Genomic DNA, 21,852 nt, shown 5'->3' on the forward strand with positions numbered 1-21,852 from the left:
GCCCGCGCCCGCCCCCTCCTCCCGCTCTCCCCCCACCCGTTCCTGTCCATCCCACCACGGCGTGCGCCGCCCCGATCGGGGCGCTGCCGCCGTCCGTCCGGGAGGTGTCGCATGTTCGACGGCTACACGGCGTCCGAGCTGGTCTCGATCCTGGCCATGCAGGGTTTCGCCGGCCTGATCCTCTTCTCCGTCTTCCTGCTGATGGCGCTGGGTCTCGCGATCATCTTCGGCCAGATGGGCGTCATCAACATGGCGCATGGCGAATTCATGATCCTCGGCGCCTACATGACCTATCTCACCTCGCATCTGGTTCAGGACTATGCGCCCGGCCTGTTCGGGGGCTATTTCTTCCTGGCGATGATCGTGGCCTTCATCGCCGCGGGCGCGCTGGGCCTGCTGCTTGAATGGGCGCTGATCCGCCATCTCTACCGACGACCGCTCGACACGCTGCTCGCAACCTGGGGCGTCTCGCTGATCCTGCAGCAGATCTACCGCTCGGTCTTCGGCGCGCGCGAAGTGGGCGTTACCCTGCCCGACTGGATGATGGGCGCGCTGTCGCTCAGCGACACGATCGAGGTGCCGATCAACGGCCTGTTCGTGATGGCGCTGACGCTGGTCATCTCGGGCATCGTCTTCCTGCTGATGTTCCGCTCCTCGTGGGGGTTGCAGGTGCGCGCGGTCACCCAGAACCGGGTGATGGCGGGGGCTGCCGGCATCAACGGCCGCCGGGTCGACGCCATGACCTTCGCGCTCGGCTGCGGCATCGCCGGTGTCGCGGGCTCGGCGTTCACCATGATCGGCTCCACCGGCCCCACCTCGGGCCAGCTCTACATCGTCGACACCTTCCTGGTGGTGGTCTTCGGCGGCGCGCAAAGCCTGCTCGGCACCATCGCCTCGGCGCTGACCATCTCGCAGTCGCAGTCGACGCTGGAATTCTTCCTCTCGGGCAGCATGGCCAAGGTGTTCACGCTGCTGGTCGTGGTGCTGATCCTGCTGGTGCGGCCGCAGGGGCTGTTCGTCCTCAAAGTGCGAAAGGCCTGATGCGATGACCGATACGACGACCCGGACCACCACCTCGCCCGCCATCCCCACCCCGTCCCGCCTGGCGCTGATGCTGGGCACGAAACGGGACATGATCGGCCTCGTGCTTTTTGCCGTGCTCATCCTGGTCGTGCTGCCGCTCGGCCTCGATCTCTTCCGGCTCAACAACATCGGCAAATATCTAACCTACGCCTTCGTCGCGGTCGGCCTGGTGCTGTGCTGGGGGCTGGGCGGCGTGCTGTCGCTGGGCCAGGGGGTGTTCTTCGGCCTCGGCGGCTATGCCATGGCCATGTTCCTGAAGCTCGAAGCCTCGTCGCCCGAAGCCACCGCCATCCAGTCCACCCCCGGCATTCCCGATTTCATGGACTGGAACCAGCTGAGCGCCCTGCCCTGGTTCTGGGAGCCCTTCCACAACCTGGCCTTCACCATCATCGCGGTCGTGGCCGTGCCCACCATCTTCGCCTTCTTCCTGGGCGCGATGCTGTTCCGGCGGCGGGTGGGCGGCGTCTATTTCGCGATCATCACCCAGGCCATCGCCTCGATCCTCACCATCCTGATCATCGGCCAGCAGGGGCTGACCGGCGGCATCAACGGCATCACCGATCTGCGCACCCTGCTCGGCTGGGACATCCGCACCGATGCGGCGAAATACATTCTCTATTACGTCAATGGCGGACTGCTGATCCTGGTCATCCTGGCGGCGCAGTTCATCAAGAACGGCAAGATCGGCCGCATCCTGGTGGCGCTGCGCGACAAGGAAGACCGGGTCCGCTTCACCGGCTACGACGTTGCCGCCTACAAGACCTTCGTCTTCTGCATCGCCGCCGCCTTCTCGGGCATCGGCGGGGCCATGTTCACCCTGCAGGTCGGCTTCATGTCGCCCAGCTTCGTGGGCATCGTGCCCTCGATCGAAATGGTGGTGTTCTGCGCGCTCGGCGGGCGGCTGTCGCTGCTGGGGGCGGCCTATGGCGCGCTGATCGTCAACTACGCCAAGACCAGCTTCTCGGAAAGCTTCCCCGAACTCTGGCTCTTCGCCATGGGTGCCCTGTTCATCGGCGTGGTCGTGGCTTTCCCGACAGGGCTTGCCGGTCTCTGGCAGCAATACGTCCAGCCGCTGATCGGCCGCGCGCTCACCCGCCGCAGCACCGCCGCCCCCGCAGGCCCCGCAGCACCGGCACCGGGCGAGTGAAGGAGATCCTTTCCGATGAACGCAGCAGCAGCCACCAACAATGATTTCCTGCTCGCGGTCGAAGGGCTCACCGTCTCCTTCGACGGGTTCAAAGCGGTCGACGACCTCTCTTTCTATGTCGACCGCGACGAGATCCGGGTGATCATCGGCCCCAACGGCGCCGGTAAGACCACGGTGCTCGACCTGATCTGCGGCAAGACCCGGGCGACCGACGGCTCGATCCGGTTCGAGGGCCAGGAACTGACGAAGATGTCCGAGCACGAAATCGTCCGTGCCGGCGTCGGCCGCAAGTTCCAGACACCGTCGATCTACGAGGATCTGACCGTCTTCGAGAACCTGGAACTCTCCATCCCCGGCACCCGCCACGTCTTCAAGGCGCTGGGCTTCCGGCGCGACCGGGCGGTGGTGGAACGGGTGACCCGGATCGCCGAAGAGATCTTCCTCGCCGACCAGCTCACCCGCCGCGGCGACGAACTGGCCCATGGTCAGAAACAGTGGCTGGAGATCGGCATGCTGCTGATCCAGGACCCGGCCCTGTTGATGCTCGACGAGCCGGTGGCGGGGATGAGCGTCGCCGAACGCGCCAAGACCGCCGACCTTCTCAACCGCATAACCCGCGGCCGCTCGGTGATCGTCATCGAGCACGACATGAACTTCGTCAAGGACATCGCCCACAAGGTGACCGTGCTCCATCAGGGCCGGATCCTGTCGGAGGGCGATATCGACAAGGTGCAGTCGGACCCGAAAGTCATCGAGGTCTATCTCGGGCATTGATCGCGCGTCACGCGATCCGGATCGCTCGTACCATAACCGCACATGTGCATGAATTGCCCGAGGGAGATCCGCCATGTTGACCGTCGATGACCTCACCGTCGCCTATGGCCAGTCGCAAGTGCTCCACGGCCTCAGCCTGACGGCCGCAAAGGCCGAGATCGTCGCCGTGATGGGCCGCAACGGCATGGGCAAGACCACGCTGATGAAATCCCTGATCGGAATCCTGCCCACCCGCGGCGGCCGGATCCGGCTGGGAGAGGCCGAACTGGTCGGCACCGAACCGCACCAGCGGGTGCGCGAGGGCCTGGCCTTCGTGCCGCAGGGCCGGATGATCTTTCCGACCCTGACGGTGGAAGAAAACATCCGCACCGGCCTGGTCGCGCGCGGCCGGCGCCACATTCCCGACGACATCTACAGCCTGTTCCCCGTGCTGCACGAGATGCGCCGCCGCCGCGGCGGCAATCTCTCGGGCGGCCAGCAGCAGCAGCTCGCCATCGCCCGCGCGCTGGTCACCGAACCCCGGGTGCTGCTGCTCGACGAGCCGACCGAAGGCATCCAGCCCTCGATCATCAAGGACATGGCGCGGTCGCTGCGCGAGATCCGCGACATGATGAACCTCACCATCCTGGTCTCGGAACAGGTGCTGAGCTTCGCGCTCGACGTCGCCGACCGCTTCCTGGTGATCGAGAACGGCCGCCTGGTCCATGAGGACCGCCGCGCCGACGTCAACGAGGCCCGCATTTCCGCCTATCTATCCGTTTAGCCCTCGCCGGGCGGGCGCATCCGCGCCCTTGGCCGCCGCCTCAATGGCGGCTTCGGTGGCCGGAACCGGCCACCGCCCCATCACGCCCCGATCCCCCGTCTTCCCCCCTTTTTTCGTCCCGCAATCCGATCAGAAACGGAGCGCCGCATGACTGAAACGCTCGTCAAGGTGGATCTTTCGTCTTCGGCCTATGAGAACGAGAACGTCCACAATCGCTGGCACCCGGATATTCCGATGATCGCCTGGGTGAAGCCCGGCGAGGACTTCATCCTGGAGTGCTATGACTGGACCGGCGGCCAGATCAAGAACGATGACGACGCGGCCGATATCCGCGATGTCGACCTGAGCCAGGTCCATTTCCTGTCGGGTCCGGTGGGTGTGAAGGGTGCCGAGCCCGGCGACCTGCTGGTGGTCGAGATCCTCGACATCGGCACGCTCGACGGCGCGCGCTGGGGTTTCAACGGCGTGTTCGCCAGGGAGAATGGCGGCGGTTTCCTCACCGAGCACTTCCCCGATGCCCGCAAGTCGATCTGGGATTTCGAGGGCCTGTTCGCGAAATCGCGCCATATCCCGGGCGTGCGCTTCGCCGGGCTGATCCATCCGGGTCTGATCGGCTGCCTGCCCTCGCCAGATCTGCTCGACACCTGGAACACGCGTGAGAAGGCGCTGTTCGATACCGACCCCACCCGCGTGCCGGGCCTGGCCAATCTGCCCTATGCACCGACCGCCCATATGGGCCGGCTGAAGGGCTCCGCCGCCAAGACCGCGGCCGCGACCGGCGCCCGCACCGTGCCTCCGCGCGAACATGGCGGCAATTGCGACATCAAGGATCTGTCGCGCGGCTGCAAGATCTATTTCCCGGTCTATGTCGACGGCGCCGGCCTGTCGATGGGCGACCTGCATTTCAGCCAGGGCGATGGCGAGATCACCTTCTGCGGCGCGATCGAGATGCCCGGCTGGGCGCATCTGAAGGTCGATCTGATCAAGGGCGGCTGCGCGAAATACGGGATCAGGAATCCGATCTTCAAGCCGAGCCCGATCAAGCCGACCTATAACGACTATCTGATCTTCGAGGGCATCTCGGTCGACGAGGCCGGCAAGCAGCACTATCTCGACGTCCACATCGCCTACCGCCAGGCCTGTCTGAACGCGATCGAATATCTGACGAAATTCGGCTATTCGCGCAGCCAGGCCTATTCGATCCTGGGCACCGCCCCGGTCGAGGGCAAGATTTCGGGCGTGGTCGACGTGCCCAATGCCTGCGCCACCCTGTTCCTGCCGACCGAAATCTTTGATTTCGACATCTCGCCCACGGCATCGGGGCCGTTCAAGGGCGTGGAGGGCGCCGAACTGCCGATCGCCTTCTGGAAGGACAAGGCCTGATCCCACCCGGCGCCGGCCGGCCTGTCGCCGGCCGGTGCCTCATGCCCCGAACGACCGGAGACGCCCCCATGCCGCTCTATGATTACGCCTGCCCGGCCTGCGCCACCGAATTCGACGCCTTCCGGCCGATGTCCGATGCCGCACGCCCCAGCCCCTGCCCCGCCTGCGGCACCGCCGCGCCGCGCCGCATCTCGGCCCCGCGCCTCGCCGGCCTGTCGAAAGCGGCACGCGCCGCCCACGCCACCAATGAACGCGCATCGCACGAGCCGCGCCGCAGCTCCCATGTCTGCGGCCCCGGCTGCAGCCATGGCGGCGGATCGAAGGGCTTCTCCGCGGTCGCGGAAAAGCCGGCCATGAAGACCTTTCCGGCGAAGCGGCCGTGGATGTTCAGCCACTGACCGGGCATCGCAGGGCATTGGTGACGGGCCACAGGCCATGGTAGATAAGGGGTAGGATCAGAACGCGCCGGGATATCGCCCCTCATGGTCAATCCGTCCGCCGCCGCCATGACGACTGATTTTGACGACGCCCATGATCGTCACTGGCGCGATGCCGAGACGCTCCGCGAAGGTAGCCGCCTCGCCAATGCAGACCATCTGTATGGTATAAGTGCCGAATGTGGCCTGAAGGCATTGATGCAGTGCTTTGGCATGTCCGTGCGCGATGGCGAACCGGATAACCGCAACGACCGCAAGCATATAGATCAGCTGGTCGGGCGATACGACGCCTATCGATCGAGTAGCGTCTATCCCAATGCCGTCAACTATACGCTGATCAACACCAGTGCCTTCAACGACTGGCGGGCGTCACAGCGATATGCTGTCGAATCGGCCTTCACCCAAGACCGCGTGGATGCGCATGCCACAGGCGCCCGCGAGGTTCGCGACCTCGTCAAGGCCGCAAGGCGGGAGGGGTTGCTTTGATGATCACGTTCGACGACATCGAGCCGCAACTTGTGTCTCTGCTACAGGCGCATCGCGAAAGTCTGGCGCCCTTGGGGCCGATGCTCATCAACCGAGATCTGAACGGACGCGTGCGAATAATCGCGCAAGAAGACCGGGTCACCGACGATGCCGGGCGTGCAGCTATGGATACGGTCGCTGCCGACATGCGGAAGAAGCTGGGAGCCCATGTCGCTCCCGAAGGTTCGCTCATTCTCTATGAAGCCGATCTCGACGCCGTTGCAGCCTCGGGGCTCTCCCGCCCGCTTGCCGAGGATCTGCCCGGATACCGGATCGTCGACCGGCTCGCGACCGGAACCCGCTGGGCCACTGTCGAAGAGCCTTCCGACGGTGCCGCGCGTCGTATCGTGTTCTTTTCGATCAAGGGCGGCGTGGGCCGTTCTACGGCTCTTGCGGCCTGCGCCCGGCACCTCGCCCAGGGGGGCCGCAAGATCCTGGTCGTCGATCTCGACCTCGAAAGTCCGGGACTGTCCTCCTCCCTTCTGCCCGACGATCGATGCCCCCGCTATGGCGTGACCGACTGGATGGTGGAGGATCTTGTCGGCAATGCCGACGAGATGATCGAAGACATGGTCGCGGTCAGCGATCTGTCGGAGCTGGGCGATATCCGCGCGGTACCGGCTCATGGTGCCAAACCGGGAGACTACCTGCTGAAACTCGGGCGGGTCTGGATGCCCAAGGTCACGGCCGACCGGGCCACGGAACCCTGGCCCCGCCGGCTCAACCGTCTGATCGACGCCCTGGAAGCGCGCTACACGCCCGATGTCGTTCTGATCGACAGCCGCTCCGGCATCGACGAGACCGCCTCTGCCGTCGTCACGGATCTTGGGGCACATCTGGTCTGCCTGTTCGCCATCCACGGCGCACAGACCTGGACCGGGTACCGGATCCTGTTCGAGCACTGGAAACGCGCAGGCGTGGTGAAAGATATCCGGGACCGCCTGCAGATCGTAGCCGGCCTGGTGCCCGAGACCGACAGCGTCGCCTATGTGGATGCGCTCCGGCAGGCGTCATGGGATCTGTTCGGTGAGTATCTCTATGATGAAGTCGAGGCCGGCGCGACGGCCGAATTCAGCTTCGATCTCGCAGAACCGGATGCCCCGCATCAGCCATGGGCCATCCATTGGAACCGGGGTTTTGCCGCCCTTGAGCGACTGCACGGCAACGAGGTCGTGGTAGACGATGAACGGGTCCGTGCGGTATTCGGGGAGGTGTTCGACGGTCTGGACAAACTGACGCCCGCAGAGGACTGATCACATGACACCTGCAATGCTTCGGCGCGCATTGATCGAGGGATTGCCGGAGGTCCAGGCGCAGGACGGAACCGCGCCGGCGGCAGCACAGGTCTACGTGCCGAATGCTCATGCGCGGGCACTCGCCCTGGATTGCAGTCTGGTGATCGGCGCCCGCGGTGTCGGCAAGACCTTCTGGTGGGAGGCTCTGCGCCGCGGCGAGGTGAGGTCGCGCCTCGCCGGCACGGTGAAATCAATCGACAATGTGACTGTCGGCACCGGCTTCGGCATTGGCGTCAGTATAAACGACGCCCCTGATCGCGAGACCTTTGCCCGGCTGATTGCGCCGGAGAGCGGTTTCACGGCCTATGATGTCTGGCGCACGGTCTGTGTCCGGTGGATCGGGCGTCTTCTTGACCTGCCGAGACCATCCCAGTCATGGAGGGAATCGGTCAGTGCGGTCTCCTCGGATCCCGAGATTTATGCCTGCCTTCTGGAACAGGCCAACAAAGTTCTCGGTGAGCAGGCCCGCCACGGGCTTCTGATATTTGATGCGCTTGACCGGACGAGTAATGACTGGCGCACGACGGACCCGATCGTACGCGATCTTCTCCGTTTTGCACTTGATCTCCGTTCGTATCAATATCTCCATGCAAAAGTTTTCCTCAGACAGGATCAATTCGAGGGGCGTTCTGTGAAAGACTTCACGGACGCTTCCAAGCTGCTGGCCACGCGAGTAGAACTCACCTGGGGCAGTCTGGACCTCAACGGCCTTCTCTGGCAGTACCTCCTGAACACACCAGCCGATATCTCCAGGCCGATCGTCGATCTTCTGACGGAGCTGGGTTGTCCGATCAACGCCGACGCAGATGTACGTGAAGTCCCGCAACGCCTGAGGCATGACGAATCTCTGCAAAAAGCGGCATTTGCACGCCTGGCCGGCCAGTATATGGGCCGCGACCGGCGGCGCGGCATTCCCTATACGTGGATTGTCAGTCATCTGTCAGACAGCCAGGGGCGCGCGTCGCCGCGATCCTTCCTTGCCGCTTTGCGTCACGCCGCGGTGAACACCAGCGAAAATCATCCTGAACATACCACTGCATTGCATTACGATGCGATCAAGGAGGGGGTGCGCGCCGCCTCCGGAATCCGCGTGGATGAAATGGCGGAGGATTATCCCTGGATCCGGCATCTGATGCAGCCTCTGCGTGGGATGAGCGTGCCCTGCAGCTTCGACAACGTCGCCACGGCCTGGAGCACCGCGAAGGTACTGGACCAGCTCGGCACATCGGAGGATCGTCTTCCACCGGAACATCTCGATCAGGGCCCTGAGGGCGTTCGGGAAGACCTGGAAAAACTCGGCCTCCTTCAACGCATGCGCGACGGCCGGGTCAACATGCCCGACCTCTACCGTGTCGGCTTCGGCCTCGGACGGCGCGGCGGCGTCAAGCCGGCTGCGCGTGAGTGACCGCAGTTGCCGTAACGATGAACGCCCGGATCTCCACCTCCACCCTTGCCCCTGCCGCCCGCTTCGGCGAAAGTTGCGCCGCAACAGGCCATGGCGGCCGGTCGACGAGGACAGGTGGATGACGGAAAGCGGGATCGATCCCGGATTGGCGGCCCTGGCCGTGGCGGTCGCGCAGGGCATTGGCGGCCCGGTGGCGGCAGCGGCGCGGCCGGTCGATCTGGGGCCCGGAGGGCCGCTTGGCGACTGGACGGAAACCGCCCGGCTGATTGCACGCCATCGCGTCCAGGGGCTGGCCTCGCCCACCCTGTTGAAGGCGTCGGGCGGCGCAATGCCGGTCGATCTGAAAACCAGTCTGATTCGGGCGACCATGCTGGCCGTGCAGGCGCAGCGCAAGCAGATGGACCTGCTGCTGCGCGTGCTGACGGCGCTGCAACAGCACGGAATCCGGGCGATTGCGCTGAAAGGGGCGATGCTGGGACACCGGTTCATGGCGCGGCCGGAACTCAGACTGTCCAACGATCTCGATGTGCTCGTCGACCCGCAACGGATCGACGAGGCCGAGGCGGTGATCACCGGCTTCGGCTATGCCCGGCATCTTCCACCGGCCAGCTGGCGTCCGGCCTGGGTGGCGCATTACCGCAAATGGCGCAAGGATGCGGCCTTCCTGCCCCTGGAGGGCGGCCCGATGATCGAATGCCATTGGCGGATCTTCGACAACCACAAATTGCTGCCATTCGATTTCGAGATGCTGTGGCATGGCCGTCATATCGAGATGGTCAACGGTGTCGAGATCCCGATGGTCGGCAACCTTCAGCAGCTGGTGTATCTGGCGGTGCACGGCGCCTACCACGCTTGGTTCCGGCTGAAATGGGTGGCTGATTTCGCCGCAGTCTTCTGCGCCACGCCGCCCGAAGAACGCCAGGCGGCGGCGGCACTTGCGGCCAGGCAGGGCGTCGGTCCGGTCTTCGACCATGCGCTGTCGCTCGCCCATCGTCTCTTCGCCATACCGCTCACGGCGGAAGAGGTTGACCGCGTCGCCCGCTCGCCCCGACGGGAGGCGCTGGACGGCTTTGCGCTGAAGGCGCTGCACCACCACGACGCCTCTGCCGTCGGGCTGGCCATCGATCGTCGCTTCGCCCTCCGCATGGTCCTGCACAGCTACCGGCTGCGCCGCGAGCCCGCCTTCCTGGCGGCCCAGGTCCTCATGGATCTCAATTTCCCCGGGGGGCTTGAAAACTCCGGCCTGGGGGACCGCTGGCTCTGGTTGTATCCGGCGGTCCGCGGCTGGCGATCCGCCCGTCACCATATCTCCCACCGGCTGGGAAGGCCGGGTCGCGCATGACGATGACCTCCGGCGCAGCATTCCGGGATCTTCTCCGCCGCATGGTGCGAGCCGGCGGACGCCGGCGGGTGGCGAAGCTTGCCGGCCTTCAGCTGGGCGCTGCGGTTTCAGAAAGCCTCGGCCTCGCCATGCTGCTGCCGCTGCTGCGCATGATTCAGCTGCCGGGCGGCGATGCACCGGCGGAGCTGGGCGAAAGTGCCGGCACCGGCTTCGCGCCGCTGGATCGGCTGATCGGGGCATTGGACCCCGCTGCAGGGCTGATCGCGGTGCTGCTTGTCTTCGTCGTCCTGACCGTGATCCGCGGCCTGCTGCTCTATGGTCGCGAGGTCCACAGCTTTCATCTGACGGTCGATCTGGCGGCGCAGTTGCGGGCTGACCTGTTCGGCGCCGCTGCCCGTGCTCCGTGGCGGGTTCTCGCCTCGGAACCCCGTGGCCATCTGCTTGGCCTGCTGACCACCGAGGTCGACCGGATCGTGACCGGCACGGTCATGCTCCTCAGGCTCCCCGCCCTCGGTGTGATGGCCGTGGCGCAGATCACGGTCGCCGCGCTGATCAGCCCGACCCTCACCCTGGCGGCACTCGCGATCGGCGGCCTGAGCGGAGTTGCCGTCCGCCGCCGCTCCAGATCGAGCTTCGCGCAAGGCACGCGGCAGACCGGCCTGCACGCCGCCGCCTCCCGCGAGGTCCGCGACTTCCTGGACGGGCTCAAGCCCGCCAAGGGCCAGGGCGTGGAAGCACGCCACGCCGCCGTCTCGGCGACTGCGCTCCGCGAGACGGGGCTTGGCATGCTGTCCTTCGTCCGGGCGAGCGCCAATGCACGGCTGATGATGCAGGTGGTGGGCGTCATTGCCCTGTCGGGCCTGGTCGTGGTGGGCGCGCTGATCCTGAAGGTGCCCGGCCCCGAGCTGATCCTGCTTGCGGTGATCTGCGGCCGCCTGCTCCCCATGGCACAGGAATTCCAGCAATCGGCCCAGAGGGTCGCGCATATGCTGCCGGCGCTGGTGGCGGTGAACGCCGCCGCCGCCCGCCTGGCCCGCCAGGCGGGACCGGCGGTCGCCCGTCCGGCACTGCCCGCCGCCGATCATGCCCCCGAAATCCGGCTGAAGGGCGTGAGGCTCAGCCATCCGGGCGACCCGGCAGCGCCCGAGACGAGCAGCAGTCAGACGGTGCTCGACGGCGTGGATGCCAGCTTCCCGGCCGGCAGCGTCACCGCGATCATCGGCCCGTCGGGTGCCGGCAAGACCACGCTGATCGATCTGCTGCTCGGCCTTCTGCCACCGGATGACGGCACCGTCACCTTCGACGGCCGGCCGCTGGACGAAGCCCTTGCCGCGGCCTGGCGGCCACGTGCCGGCTGGGTACCGCAGGAGACCTTCCTGACCGATGCCAGCCTGCGCCAGAATCTGCTCTGGTCCGCCGATCCCGAGCGCCATGCCAGCGACGATACGGCATTGATGGCCGCGATCGAGGCCGCCGGGCTGGCGCCGGTGGTCGCCGGGCTGCCCGAGGGGCTGGACACCCCCCTCGGCGACCGCGGCAGCCGGCTTTCGGGCGGCGAGCGCCAGCGGGTGACGATCGCCCGTGCCCTGATCCGCCAGCCGCGGCTGCTGCTGCTCGACGAACCGTCGAGCGCGCTCGATGCCGAAACCGAACAGCGTCTCTGCGACACCCTGGCCACGCTGAAGGGGCGGACGACGGTGGTGGTGATCACCCATCGCCCGGCCATCCTGGAAGTCGCCGATCAGGTGCTGCGCCTCGAGGATGGGCGCTTCGTCACCGGCAGCTGATCCGTCACCCCTTGCGATCGGCCAGGTCGGTCAACAGGTGCTCAAATAGCGGGATCAGCAGGGCGCTGCCCACCGGCGACAGATGATCTTCGTCGCGATAGCGGCTGGTGCCTGCGATGGGATCGGCCGCGCGACAGAAGCCGTCCGGATCACAGAGCAATGGCCCCGGATCGAGGACGGCCGCCCGCCCCTGGGCGGCATGGTCGATGGCCGCATCCACATGGCGGTTGAAGGCCCTTTGGCTGGCGAGGCTGCGGCCCGCCTCCGCGACCGGCTGCCCCTCGCGCGCCCGTGAGGCCAGATACCGTGGTGGCAGAAAGGGCATCAGCGGTACCTGTTTCATGACCGCCACCTGCACCCCAAGCTGTCGCAGCCGGTCGATCGTCTCTGTCAGAGCGGTTTCCAGCAATTTAGCACGGCGGATGCGTTCATCCTCCGGCAGGGGCCCCAAAGCCCAGCGCGGCATCGACACCACCGGGCTCGGTTCCTTCCACGATGCGATCCCAACATCCCACCAGAACAACCAGCCTGATATCCCGGCGCCTGATTTCGTCGGCCAGCACCCGGTCGCCCGGCGCGCAGGGCAGCTGCCCCCCGAACCCGATCGCCGGACATTTGAGGCGGGTGACGTCGAGGGAGAGACCATGCCGCCGGACAACATCGGCGAGCACCCGCGCCACCATGCCTGCATGGCTGTCGCCCATGAGAAGAACGCCGCCACCTTCGGGCCTGCCATCGGCGATCCGGCAGAAATCTCCTCCGATCAAGCCGTTGAGCCAGTGTCCGCAACGATTGGTCGGCGCGGTCTCCTGGACCAGATAACGGTCCTCTGCAGCGGGAAAGCGGCGCAACCAACCGGCCTCGCCCGCGACCCCATAGCCGATCATGGCGCAGACGGCCATGGCCATTGCCGCGACCAGGGTCCTCCTGCGGGCCAGCAGGTGCCGACGGCGGATCGGCAGTTCCACATAGCGGTAACTGGCCCAGGCCAGAAACAGTGCCACCAGCACCGCGAGGATACGTTCCAGAACCGGCGCATCGGGTGTCGGCCTTATCCCCAGCGGATCGACCAGAAGCTGGTTCTGGAACACCAGCAGCGGCCAGTGCCACAGATAGAAGCCGTAGGAGACAAGCCCCAGCCAGACCATCGGACGTGTCGACAACAGCCGGATTGCCAGCGGCGGCCGGGCGGCGGTTCCGGCGATGAGCACCGCCGCAGCGCCCAGAACCGGCGGCAGCGCCGCAGTTCCCGGAAAGATCATCCCCTCGCGGTAGACGATCATCGGGACCAGAATCGCGGCCAGGCCCGCCCAGGCAGTCAGCGCCGCCACACTGCCCGACGGACATCGACGTCGGCCCGCCGGAAGCGTCACGGCCACCAGAGCCCCGGCCAGAAACTCCCAGGCGCGCGCGGGCAGAAGGTAGAAGGTAGAAGGCGGCATGCCGGTCGATCACAGCCAGGGCAATGCCCAGCGCAGCCGTGGCGAGAAAAGCGCCGGTGATCCACCCGATCCGCCCCCCGGTCCCCGGCCCGTATCAGCAGCAGAAGCGTCAACGGATAGACGAGGTAGAACTGCTCCTCCACCGCCAGCGACCAGGTGTGCAGCAAGGGCATCGTCGCGGAGGCCGGCGCGACATAGGGATCCTGGAGGTAGAAGAGTACGTTCGCGAGCAGAAACGGCTGGGCGATCAACGCCCGCGCAAAGGCCTTGAATTCCAGAGGATACAGCAGCAGATGCGCCAGGATGGCGGATCCTGCAAGCATCAGGATCATGGCTGGCGCCAGCCGGCGGATGCGCCGTCCCCAGAATGCCCGCAGGCTGAACCGGCCGGCATCACCTTCGCGCAAGATCAGGCTGGTGATCAGATAGCCGGAGATGACGAAAAAGACGTCGACGCCGACAAAGCCGCCCGTCACCCGGGCCAGGCCGGCATGATACGCCACGACGCCAAGGACGGCGACTGCCCGCAATCCGTCAATCTCGGGCCGGTAGCCATCATGCATCGGAAAGATCCTGTCACCCTGCACCGGTCGCCACCGCCCCGCCCTGTGTCCGCCTCCGCCCCTCCATGCCACGAACCCCCAGGCAGCGCATCAGGAATGATCTTTGTTTTCTGATCTGTTTATATATCATTCAAAAAAATGCCGCCTCCGGATAATTTTGGACACCTTCCACGACCCGTTCCTCTCCCCCTCAAGGACGCTCAACATGCTGCGCGACACCCCCGCTGGCCGCCTTCCCGCCCATCCTTCCGAGCCCGAAATCGCGCTCTGGCTGAACACGCCGCAGCCGATCCGGCTACCCGACCTGGAAGGCCGGGTGGTAATGATCCTGGCCTTCCAGATGTTCTGCACCGGCTGCGCCCGCGAGGCCGTGCCGCAGATGATGCGCGTCCGCCAGACCTTTCCCGAAGATCGGGTGGCGGTGATCGGCCTGCATACGGTGTTCGAACACCATGCCGCCAACACGGTCGAGGCGCTCACCGCCTTCCTGCATGAAAACCGCGTCACCGTGCCGGTGGGCATCGATGCGCCGGGGCCCCGCGGCCCGCTGCCGCTGACGATGGCGGCCTGGAACCTGCAGGGCACGCCCAGCCTTATCCTGCTCGACCGTGCCGGCCGGGTGCGGCGCAAGACCTTCGGCCATGTCGACGACCTGCGCCTTGGGGCCGAAATCGCCTGGCTGCTGGCGGAAGACTGATCGCTGCCCCTCGGGTCAGAACTCCGGCGTGATCCGCAGCTTCGTCTCCGGCTTGGGGACCAGCCCCTTGTGGTCGCGCAAGGGGATCGGCCAGTCGTCACGCACCAGGCGCATCAGCCGATCCATGCGCCGGAAAACCTCCTGCCGGTCGGCCGGGTCGGACTGAAAATAGCTGGCCGGATGGTCGAGGGTGCGGGCGATGAAAGCGGCATAGCTATCGGGATCCTCGGCATCGCCCCAGACCGGTGCGGCACCCTGAAGTGCCGCCTCGAAGGCCGCATAGAGGCTGAGGAACCGACGCCAGCGATGGTCGTCGAAATCGAAATTCGCGGCGTCGGGTCCGTCCGCAGGCGCGGTTCCGGTCATCAGCAGGCCGGCGCGCTGCCCAAGATCCGTCAGGGTCCGGATGGTTTCGGGCGGCATCGCCAGGTTCAGCCCGCCCTCGTCGGGCTTCAGATAGATATGGGCCACCCGCTCGCGATAGCCGGGCAGTACGGTGCGCAGCTCGTCCTGCCATTCGCTGGCGGCATTGAACAGCGACATCACGAAACCGCCCAGGCTGCCCACGGTCTGCAACGCGATCCACTGGCCCTGGATCGCCGGCATCGGCAGATGCACCCGCCGCCTGGGCCGGTCTTCGGAATACTGGTCCAGGCTGATGCCGAAGGTCGGGCGGGTGGGCAGCAGGGCATCGAAGAAATGGATCGGGAAATTGCTCGAAATCCCGCCGTCGCTGAACAGCAGCCGGCGCATCACCGCCTTGCCGTCCGCCTGTTTTGTCGGCCAGTCGATCCGGTAGAGCGGGATGGCCGAAATCAGGAAAGGGAAGCTCAGGCTCATGCGCGCCGCCACCACCACCGGCAGATCGCCGGGGGCGGGAAAGGCGATCAGCCGCCGGCCGTCATATTCCGGCCAGATGAACCTGTCGCCGTCGCGGGCCTTCGCCTCGTCCAGCAGCCGGGTGCCGGCGGCGACCATCTGGTCGACCACGCGGGCGGGGAAGGCGCGACGCATCTCCGCCGGGTCGAAGTAGAAATTCCGGTCGCCCAGATCGGGCAGCGCACGCGGGCGCCGTTCGCCCAGGCTGGTGGTCACCGTGCGCAGATTGATCGCGGGATGCGCCGGCGTACCCTCGATGCCGCCGGGTCCGCCGGCCCAGAGATCCGAGAAGATCAGCGGCCGGCCGCCCTGCCCCTGCCCCGAACCCTGCACATGCGCCGCGGCGTCGATCGTGTCGGTCAGCCAGTCCGAGAGCGGCGGCAAGCCGGGGCTCGCCCCGTCCGGCGCCGAACCGGGGCAGAGGCCGTAATCGAGCGTCGGCAACAGGCGGTACAACCGCCAGATCGCGATCCCGGCGCTGGCGATCAGCGTCAGGAACAGGGCGAGCAAGCCGCCCGCCAGCCAGCCGGCCCAGCCATGGGCGAACCAGATCAGCAGCAGCCCCGGCAGCAGGGCGATCAGGTTCCAGGGCAGGCCCGCACGGATCAGCAGCGGCAGCGCGGCCATCGGGCGGCGCTGCAGCCCTGCGGTCAGGATCAGATCGAACAGATCCCGCGCCCGCGGATCGGGCTGGAACAGATCCAGCAGCCGGGTCTGCAGCGTGTCGGGGATGGCACCCAGGGTCTCGAAGCCGCCGGATGCACGCCCGTATTCCGCCGCGGCCGTGATCGAGGCCGCGATCGCGCCGGCCGAAGTGCCGCCGACACTGCGAAAGCGATACATCGCCGCCAGTTGCAGGATCGCCTTGGGATAAACGACGCCGGAGGTGATCCCCCCTTTCATGATCACGTCACAGGTCAGCTCTGGATCCGGACGGGCAGTCATCGGCAGGGACGCTCCGGTTGTGACGCGTAATGCAGCAGACTATCCCATGGATGGATTTATTCCGCCAGAGTTTGAGAAGTTTCGGTTGCACGCTCTGTGGCCTCTTCGATGATCCACTCCCTGAAGGCGCGAATACGCGGATGGGCGCTGAGGGCATCGGTGGTGATCAGCCAATAGGCGGCGCCGGTGCGCAGGGCCGGCAGGGCCGGCGCCACCCTCTGCAACCGGCCGGCGGCCAGATCCGCACGGGCAAAGGCTTCGGGCACCAGGGCGATGCCCAGCCCCGCCACCGCCGCCGCCAGGATCATGAAGAAATGTTCGAAACGCGGCTCCGCCGGCCGGCCCGCCGCACCATCGGTCCCGGCACCCTGCGGCGCGGGCCGGAAGCCCTGCGGCGGCAGGCCCGCAGCCCCGGCCCAGTCGGGCCAGAGATCGGCCCGGGTGGTATGGCGGATGAGCGGCGGTCCCTCGCGGCCCAGCCGTGCCGGATCATCGGGCAGGGCAAGGCCGGGGGCGGCGACCGGTATGACCCGTTCGTCGAACAGCCGGCGGGCCGCGAAGCCGCGCCAGCCGCCCCGCCCCCAGCTGATCACCGCGTCGACCGCATCCCCGTCCCAGGTCACGGCATCCTTGCGGCCGTCGGCGAAATCCGCCCCGATGGTCGACAGATCGACGGCCACCGCCGGATGGCGGGCGGCAAAACCCGAAAGCCGCGGCGCCAGCCATGCGGCGGCAAAGGTCGGCAGGGTACCCAGCCTGAGCGTGCCTGCCACCTGGGCCGGCCCGGCCGCCCCCAGCATCGCCACCGCCGCTTCCAGCCGGTCCGACGCCGCCCGGATCGCCGGCAGCAGGGCGGCACCCTGGGGGCTGAGCCGCAGCCGGCGGCCGTCGCGCAGGAAGATCGGCACGCCCAGCGCCGCCTCGACCGCCGCGATCCGCCGGCTCATCACGCTCTGGCCCAGGCCGAGTTCACGGCCGGCGGCGGTCAGGTTCATATGCCGGCAGGCGGCCTCGATCACGGCGAGTTCGGCGGCAAGCAGGCGGGCGGCAGCATCGGTGGCCAAGGGGACGCCTTTCATGCACCAGAAGCATCAGCATATGATAACCGGCACCGTTTGATCCGCCAGCGCCATGAGAGATGATGGCGGCCGAGGACGACCCTATACCCGCGCAGAGAGACTCCGCGCCAATCAGACATGGGATCACGCGCCATGACCGCCATCCGCCCCTTTCACCTCGCCTTCCCGGTGCTCGACCTTGAAGAGACCCGCAGCTTCTATGTCGGTGTGCTCGGCTGCGGCACCGGCCGCGAGGACGTGCACTGGATCGATTTCGATCTTTACGGCCATCAGGTGGTGGCCCATCTGGACCCGAAGCTGGACCGCGCCATCGCCGCCCGCAATCCGGTCGACGGCGACGACGTGCCCGTGCCGCATTTCGGCGTGGTGCTCACCATGGATCAGTGGCGGGCCCTGGCGGCACGGCTGGAGGCCAATGAAGGCACACGCTGGGTGATCCGCCCACGCATCCGGTTTGAGGGCCAGCCGGGGGAACAGGCGACATTGTTCATTCTGGACCCCTCGGGCAATGCCCTTGAATTCAAGGCCTTCGACGATGACGGGCGGCTGTTCGCCACCAGTTGAACGCCAGACGCGCCCTATGCCGGAACCGGCTCTCGTGCGGGGTGCTGCGACAGCCGGTTCCGACTTATCCGGTAACATATCATTCTGCTTGCCGTTGAGACGATCGATGGCATACTACACAAGTATGTTGTGATCATCCTCCCACACGTCATTGCCCGCGATCATCCCAGCCGGAGCCCCCCCGATGGCCCTTATTGTTTCCCCCAACCAGCTTCGTGACCCGGTCAACAATCCCGGAGACTTCTGGAACGCGGTCAACGGCTATCTGAATGCGCCGGCCTATTTTCCGCCGGAAAGCGTGTCGGTCACCGCGGCCTCGGTTACGCTGGTCCGGCTCGATTTCGATCGGACCATCTCGCTGGCCACCGACTATGTGGTGGACCCTGGGACCGGTACATTGTCGAACGCAGTGAGTTTCGGGCGAATCTGGATTGTACAGCGCGGTTCCGTGCAGTTCGGTTCCGCTTCGGGCGATGACGTTTCACGCATAGTCGCCGCCACGACCTCGGCCGACCCCGATGTGGCCGGCCGCGATGCCGCAGACGGTGCTTCGCTCGTCACCTATCATCTCGACGCCTCGGGTCTGACGGCCGGGACCGTCCGCGAGACGGTTCCCAATAACGGGGCGGATCCCTACGACACCTCGCCAACCATCGTCAAGACCACCACCTGGTACGACGACTATGTTCTTCTGGTCGAAGCGTCGCCGGTGACGGGAGCGGGCGACGACGCGCGGTTCCTGATCTCCGAGGACAATGCTGCAGCAGAGCGCGGCCTTGGCAGCGTGTGGGGTGCCTGGCTCGACGGCACCGCACCCTTCACCCCACCCACGCAGACCTTCGGCGTCTATGATGCGCCGGTCGGCTGGACGGTCGATGAGAACATCTATGGCGACGTCTTCGGCATCGACGGCGGCGTGACGGTCGCCGACGGGGTGATTTCCGAAGATGTGTCCCTCGTGCGGCAGAAGCTGGCCTATGCGTTGCGCGAGGTCGGCGCCACCAGCCTTGAAAACCTCCTGGTCGACAGGGGGTTGACCGAAGCGCAATCCCAGGCCTGGCGGGAGAGCATCGAGGCCGATCAGGCGATCGTGGACGCGCTTGCAGGTGTGTCCAACGCCGTTATCGACACCGCCGTTGCGCTGGTGGTCGCCCTGACCGACGGGGTCACGCCGCAGGAGACGATCGATCAGCTGATGCAGCAGATCGTCGCCGGTCACGCAGCGGCCAGCACAGCCGCCGAAGCAGCGGTCGCGGTGCGTCTCGCCGACCCGGCCTTCGACGGCAACGCCATCCCGGCCGGCATGACCGACGCCGGGCTGCGAAGCCTGATCGTTCAGGAGCTGCTTCAAGCGACCCTGCGCCTGATGGCATATGACGGCCCCGCAGAGTATCTGCACATGAATGCCAATCCGGGCTACTTTGCCAATGGCCGCTGGGATCCGTCTGATCTGGGTCGGGATGCTCACGGTCTGGTGATCGGCGGCGCCATTGGCGACGGTATCTCGGGGTCCGGCGGCATCGACCTCCTGATCGGTGGCGCCGGCGACGACGGGCTCTCGGGCGGCGGCGGCGACGACCGCCTGGCCGGCGGCGCTGGTGCCGACCGGCTTGCCGGCGGTGCCGGGATCGATACGGCAAGCTATGCCGACGCCACCTCGGGTGTGCATGTCGATCTGCTAAGCGGCCGGGGTGCCCTGGCCGAGGCCGAAGGCGACACGCTGACCGGGATCGAAAGCCTGGATGGCGGCGCTTTCGACGACCTGCTGGAGGGCGATACGGGCGCCAACCAGCTCCGGGGCTTCGACGGTGACGACGTACTTCGCGGCCGCGCCGGCGCCGATCATCTCGATGGCGGGGTCGGTAGCGACACCGTCAGCTACACTGATGCGGCCGCGCAGGTTCACGTCAACCTCGCCAATGGCAGCGGCACGCTGGGCGATGCTGCGGGCGACACCTTCGTCTCCATCGAGAACGTCAATGGCAGCAATTTCAACGACCTGATTGAAGGCGATACGGGCGCCAACCAGCTCCGGGGCTTCGACGGTGACGACGTACTTCGCGGCCGCGCCGGCGCCGATCATCTCGATGGTGGGGTCGGTAGCGACACCGTCAGCTACACTGATGCGGCCGCGCAGGTTCACGTCAACCTCGCCAATGGCAGCGGCACGCTGGGCGATGCTGCGGGCGACACCTTCGTCTCCATCGAGAACGTCAATGGCAGCAATTTCAACGATCTGATTGAAGGCGATGCCGAAGCCAACCGGCTGGTGGGCTTCGACGGTGACGATGTTCTCCGTGGCCGTCAAGGTGCGGATTTCCTTGACGGTCAAGGCGGGATCGACATCGCCACTTATTCCAGCTCTTCCGCTGGCGTTCATGTCGACCTCGCATCAGGCCAAGGCTTCGGGGGCGAAGCAGAAGGTGATCAGCTGATTGCTATCGAAAACCTCAACGGCAGCAACTTAAACGACGTGCTTGACGGAGATACGAATGTCAACCGCCTGATCGGCTTCGCCGGAGATGACATTCTGCGCGGACGCGGCGGCGCCGATCTCCTCGATGGCCGCGGGGGCACCGACATCGCGACCTATTCCGACAGCACGGAAGCTGTCCGGATCGACCTCGGTATCGGCCTCGGGTCTGGCGGTGACGCAGAAGGCGACCGGCTGATCTCCATCGAAAACGTCAATGGCAGTGCCTTCAACGACACTCTAGAGGGAGATGGCGGCGCCAATCACTTCATCGGCTTCGCCGGAGACGACACCCTGCGCGGTCGCGGTGGTGCCGACATCCTTGATGGTCACGACGGCATCGATGTTGCAACCTATTCCACCTCGACCACCGGCGTTCACATCGATCTCGCCCTGGGGCAGGGTTTCGGCGGTGAAGCAGAGGGCGATCGGCTGATTTCGATCGAGATCGTCAATGGCAGCATGCACGACGATACCCTCGAAGGCGGCGCCGACGATGACACGTTGCGCGGTTTCGATGGCAACGACATCCTGCGCGGACGCGGCGGCGCCGATGTCCTCGACGGCCGCACCGGATCTGACATTGCGACATATTCCGACAGCAATGCCGCCGTCCAGGTCGATCTGGCATACGGAACCGGAACTGGCGGGCATGCCCAAGGCGATCAGCTCATCTCTGTCGAAGGCGTCAATGGCAGCGCCTTCGACGACGTCCTCCAGGGCAGCCTGTCCTCAGACGCCCTGCGGGGATTCGACGGAAACGACACCCTGCGCGGCCGTGACGGCAACGATATTCTCGACGGCCGCAATGGCAAAGACGTCATCGTCGGTGGACGCGGAGCCGATCTGCTCCTTGGCGGCGCCGGCGCTGACCGCTTCGTCTACAGCTCGATCACGGAAAGCACCAAAACCCTCAGCGGCCGCGACACCATCCTCGACTTCAGCCACACTCAAGGTGATCGCATCGACCTCTCTCCCGTCGATGCCAACGTCACGCTTTCCGGCAATCAAACCTTCACCTTCATCGGAACCGCTGCCTATTCCGGCACCGCCGGACAGGTCCGATATGCCATCACGGCTGAGGGTACCATCGTCTACGCCGATACCGATGGCGACCGGATCTCAGACATGACCATCCTTCTCAATGGAAATCACGCTCTGACAGCCGCCGATTTCGCCCTTTGAGATCTGACGTCAGCTTAGTCACAGCTGCATCTGAAACCATGAATAAAAGGTAATGAGATCAATGTACCACATTATCGGAACATC

19 protein-coding genes are annotated in these 21,852 nt (G+C 66.0%); 14 read left to right on the forward strand and 5 right to left on the reverse strand.

Annotated features, from left to right (window positions below; genetic code table 11):
• The first annotated feature begins 111 nt into the window (after positions 1–111).
• The 11 genes from urtB (at position 112) to P7L68_RS02550 (ending at position 11,941) form a co-directional block, all read left to right on the forward strand.
• Positions 112–1,041, forward strand: a complete 930-nt coding sequence (gene urtB / locus P7L68_RS02500) for an urea ABC transporter permease subunit UrtB (RefSeq protein WP_371998851.1) — start codon at positions 112–114, stop codon at positions 1,039–1,041.
• Between the two features lie 91 nt (positions 1,042–1,132).
• Positions 1,133–2,230, forward strand: coding sequence for an urea ABC transporter permease subunit UrtC (gene urtC, locus P7L68_RS02505; protein ID WP_371999244.1), 1,098 nt, complete (start codon positions 1,133–1,135; stop codon positions 2,228–2,230).
• 15 nt (positions 2,231–2,245) lie between these two features.
• Entirely contained in the window at positions 2,246–3,004 is a 759-nt protein-coding gene (gene urtD, locus P7L68_RS02510) for an urea ABC transporter ATP-binding protein UrtD (protein ID WP_371998852.1), read from the forward strand.
• A 73-nt stretch (positions 3,005–3,077) separates the two neighbouring features.
• Positions 3,078–3,767, forward strand: a complete 690-nt coding sequence (gene urtE, locus P7L68_RS02515; RefSeq protein ID WP_371998853.1) for an urea ABC transporter ATP-binding subunit UrtE — start codon at positions 3,078–3,080, stop codon at positions 3,765–3,767.
• A 147-nt stretch (positions 3,768–3,914) separates the two neighbouring features.
• Positions 3,915–5,150 (forward strand): formamidase, encoded by a 1,236-nt coding sequence (fmdA, locus tag P7L68_RS02520; RefSeq protein ID WP_371998854.1) that lies wholly within the window; start codon positions 3,915–3,917, stop codon positions 5,148–5,150.
• Between the two features lie 68 nt (positions 5,151–5,218).
• Positions 5,219–5,548, forward strand: a complete 330-nt coding sequence (locus P7L68_RS02525) for a zinc ribbon domain-containing protein (RefSeq protein ID WP_345960135.1) — start codon at positions 5,219–5,221, stop codon at positions 5,546–5,548.
• An 84-nt stretch (positions 5,549–5,632) separates the two neighbouring features.
• Complete coding sequence (locus P7L68_RS02530; protein ID WP_371998855.1) at positions 5,633–6,073, forward strand: hypothetical protein; 441 nt, start codon at positions 5,633–5,635, stop codon at positions 6,071–6,073.
• Positions 6,073–7,365, forward strand: coding sequence for a KGGVGR-motif variant AAA ATPase (locus P7L68_RS02535; RefSeq protein WP_371998856.1), 1,293 nt, complete (start codon positions 6,073–6,075; stop codon positions 7,363–7,365). The genes P7L68_RS02530 and P7L68_RS02535 overlap by 1 nt, the downstream gene beginning before the upstream one ends.
• Positions 7,366–7,369: 4 nt before the next feature.
• Positions 7,370–8,812 (forward strand): hypothetical protein, encoded by a 1,443-nt coding sequence (locus P7L68_RS02540; protein WP_371998857.1) that lies wholly within the window; start codon positions 7,370–7,372, stop codon positions 8,810–8,812.
• A gap of 118 nt (positions 8,813–8,930) precedes the next feature.
• On the forward strand, positions 8,931–10,154 hold the full coding sequence (locus P7L68_RS02545; protein ID WP_371998858.1) for a nucleotidyltransferase family protein: 1,224 nt from the start codon (positions 8,931–8,933) through the stop codon (positions 10,152–10,154).
• Positions 10,151–11,941: an ATP-binding cassette domain-containing protein gene (locus P7L68_RS02550; RefSeq protein ID WP_371998859.1), complete on the forward strand. Its 1,791-nt coding sequence runs from the start codon at positions 10,151–10,153 to the stop codon at positions 11,939–11,941. The genes P7L68_RS02545 and P7L68_RS02550 overlap by 4 nt, the downstream gene beginning before the upstream one ends.
• A 4-nt stretch (positions 11,942–11,945) precedes the next feature.
• Here P7L68_RS02550 and P7L68_RS02555 read toward each other — a convergent pair whose 3' ends face one another.
• From P7L68_RS02555 to P7L68_RS02565, 3 genes are read right to left on the reverse strand one after another with little or no spacing between them, the layout of a single operon-like run.
• Entirely contained in the window at positions 11,946–12,407 is a 462-nt protein-coding gene (locus P7L68_RS02555) for an SGNH hydrolase domain-containing protein (RefSeq protein WP_371999245.1), read from the reverse strand.
• Positions 12,370–13,383, reverse strand: coding sequence for an acyltransferase family protein (locus P7L68_RS02560; RefSeq protein ID WP_371998860.1), 1,014 nt, complete (start codon positions 13,381–13,383; stop codon positions 12,370–12,372). The genes P7L68_RS02555 and P7L68_RS02560 overlap by 38 nt, the downstream gene beginning before the upstream one ends.
• Positions 13,311–13,946, reverse strand: coding sequence for an acyltransferase family protein (locus P7L68_RS02565; RefSeq protein WP_371998861.1), 636 nt, complete (start codon positions 13,944–13,946; stop codon positions 13,311–13,313). The genes P7L68_RS02560 and P7L68_RS02565 overlap by 73 nt, the downstream gene beginning before the upstream one ends.
• Positions 13,947–14,151: 205 nt before the next feature.
• Here P7L68_RS02565 and P7L68_RS02570 point away from each other — a divergent pair, with 205 nt between their 5' ends.
• Positions 14,152–14,643, forward strand: a complete 492-nt coding sequence (locus P7L68_RS02570; RefSeq protein WP_062763761.1) for a peroxiredoxin — start codon at positions 14,152–14,154, stop codon at positions 14,641–14,643.
• 15 nt (positions 14,644–14,658) lie between these two features.
• Here the strand turns inward: P7L68_RS02570 and P7L68_RS02575 are convergent, their stop codons facing one another.
• Complete coding sequence (locus P7L68_RS02575; protein ID WP_371998862.1) at positions 14,659–16,467, reverse strand: RpoH suppressor; 1,809 nt, start codon at positions 16,465–16,467, stop codon at positions 14,659–14,661.
• 56 nt (positions 16,468–16,523) lie between these two features.
• A complete protein-coding gene (locus tag P7L68_RS02580; RefSeq protein ID WP_371998863.1) occupies positions 16,524–17,531 on the reverse strand; it encodes a LysR substrate-binding domain-containing protein in 1,008 nt (335 codons plus the stop codon).
• 147 nt (positions 17,532–17,678) lie between these two features.
• Between P7L68_RS02580 and P7L68_RS02585 the strand changes: the two genes are divergently transcribed.
• Together P7L68_RS02585 and P7L68_RS02590 are read left to right on the forward strand one after the other, a co-directional pair.
• A complete protein-coding gene (locus tag P7L68_RS02585) occupies positions 17,679–18,110 on the forward strand; it encodes a VOC family protein (RefSeq protein WP_231889388.1) in 432 nt (143 codons plus the stop codon).
• Between the two features lie 151 nt (positions 18,111–18,261).
• Positions 18,262–21,768, forward strand: coding sequence for a hypothetical protein (locus P7L68_RS02590; protein ID WP_371998864.1), 3,507 nt, complete (start codon positions 18,262–18,264; stop codon positions 21,766–21,768).
• Positions 21,769–21,852: the final 84 nt, after the last annotated feature.

The sequence above is a fragment of the Tistrella mobilis genome, from assembly GCF_041468085.1.
GTDB lineage: Bacteria > Pseudomonadota > Alphaproteobacteria > Tistrellales > Tistrellaceae > Tistrella > Tistrella mobilis_A.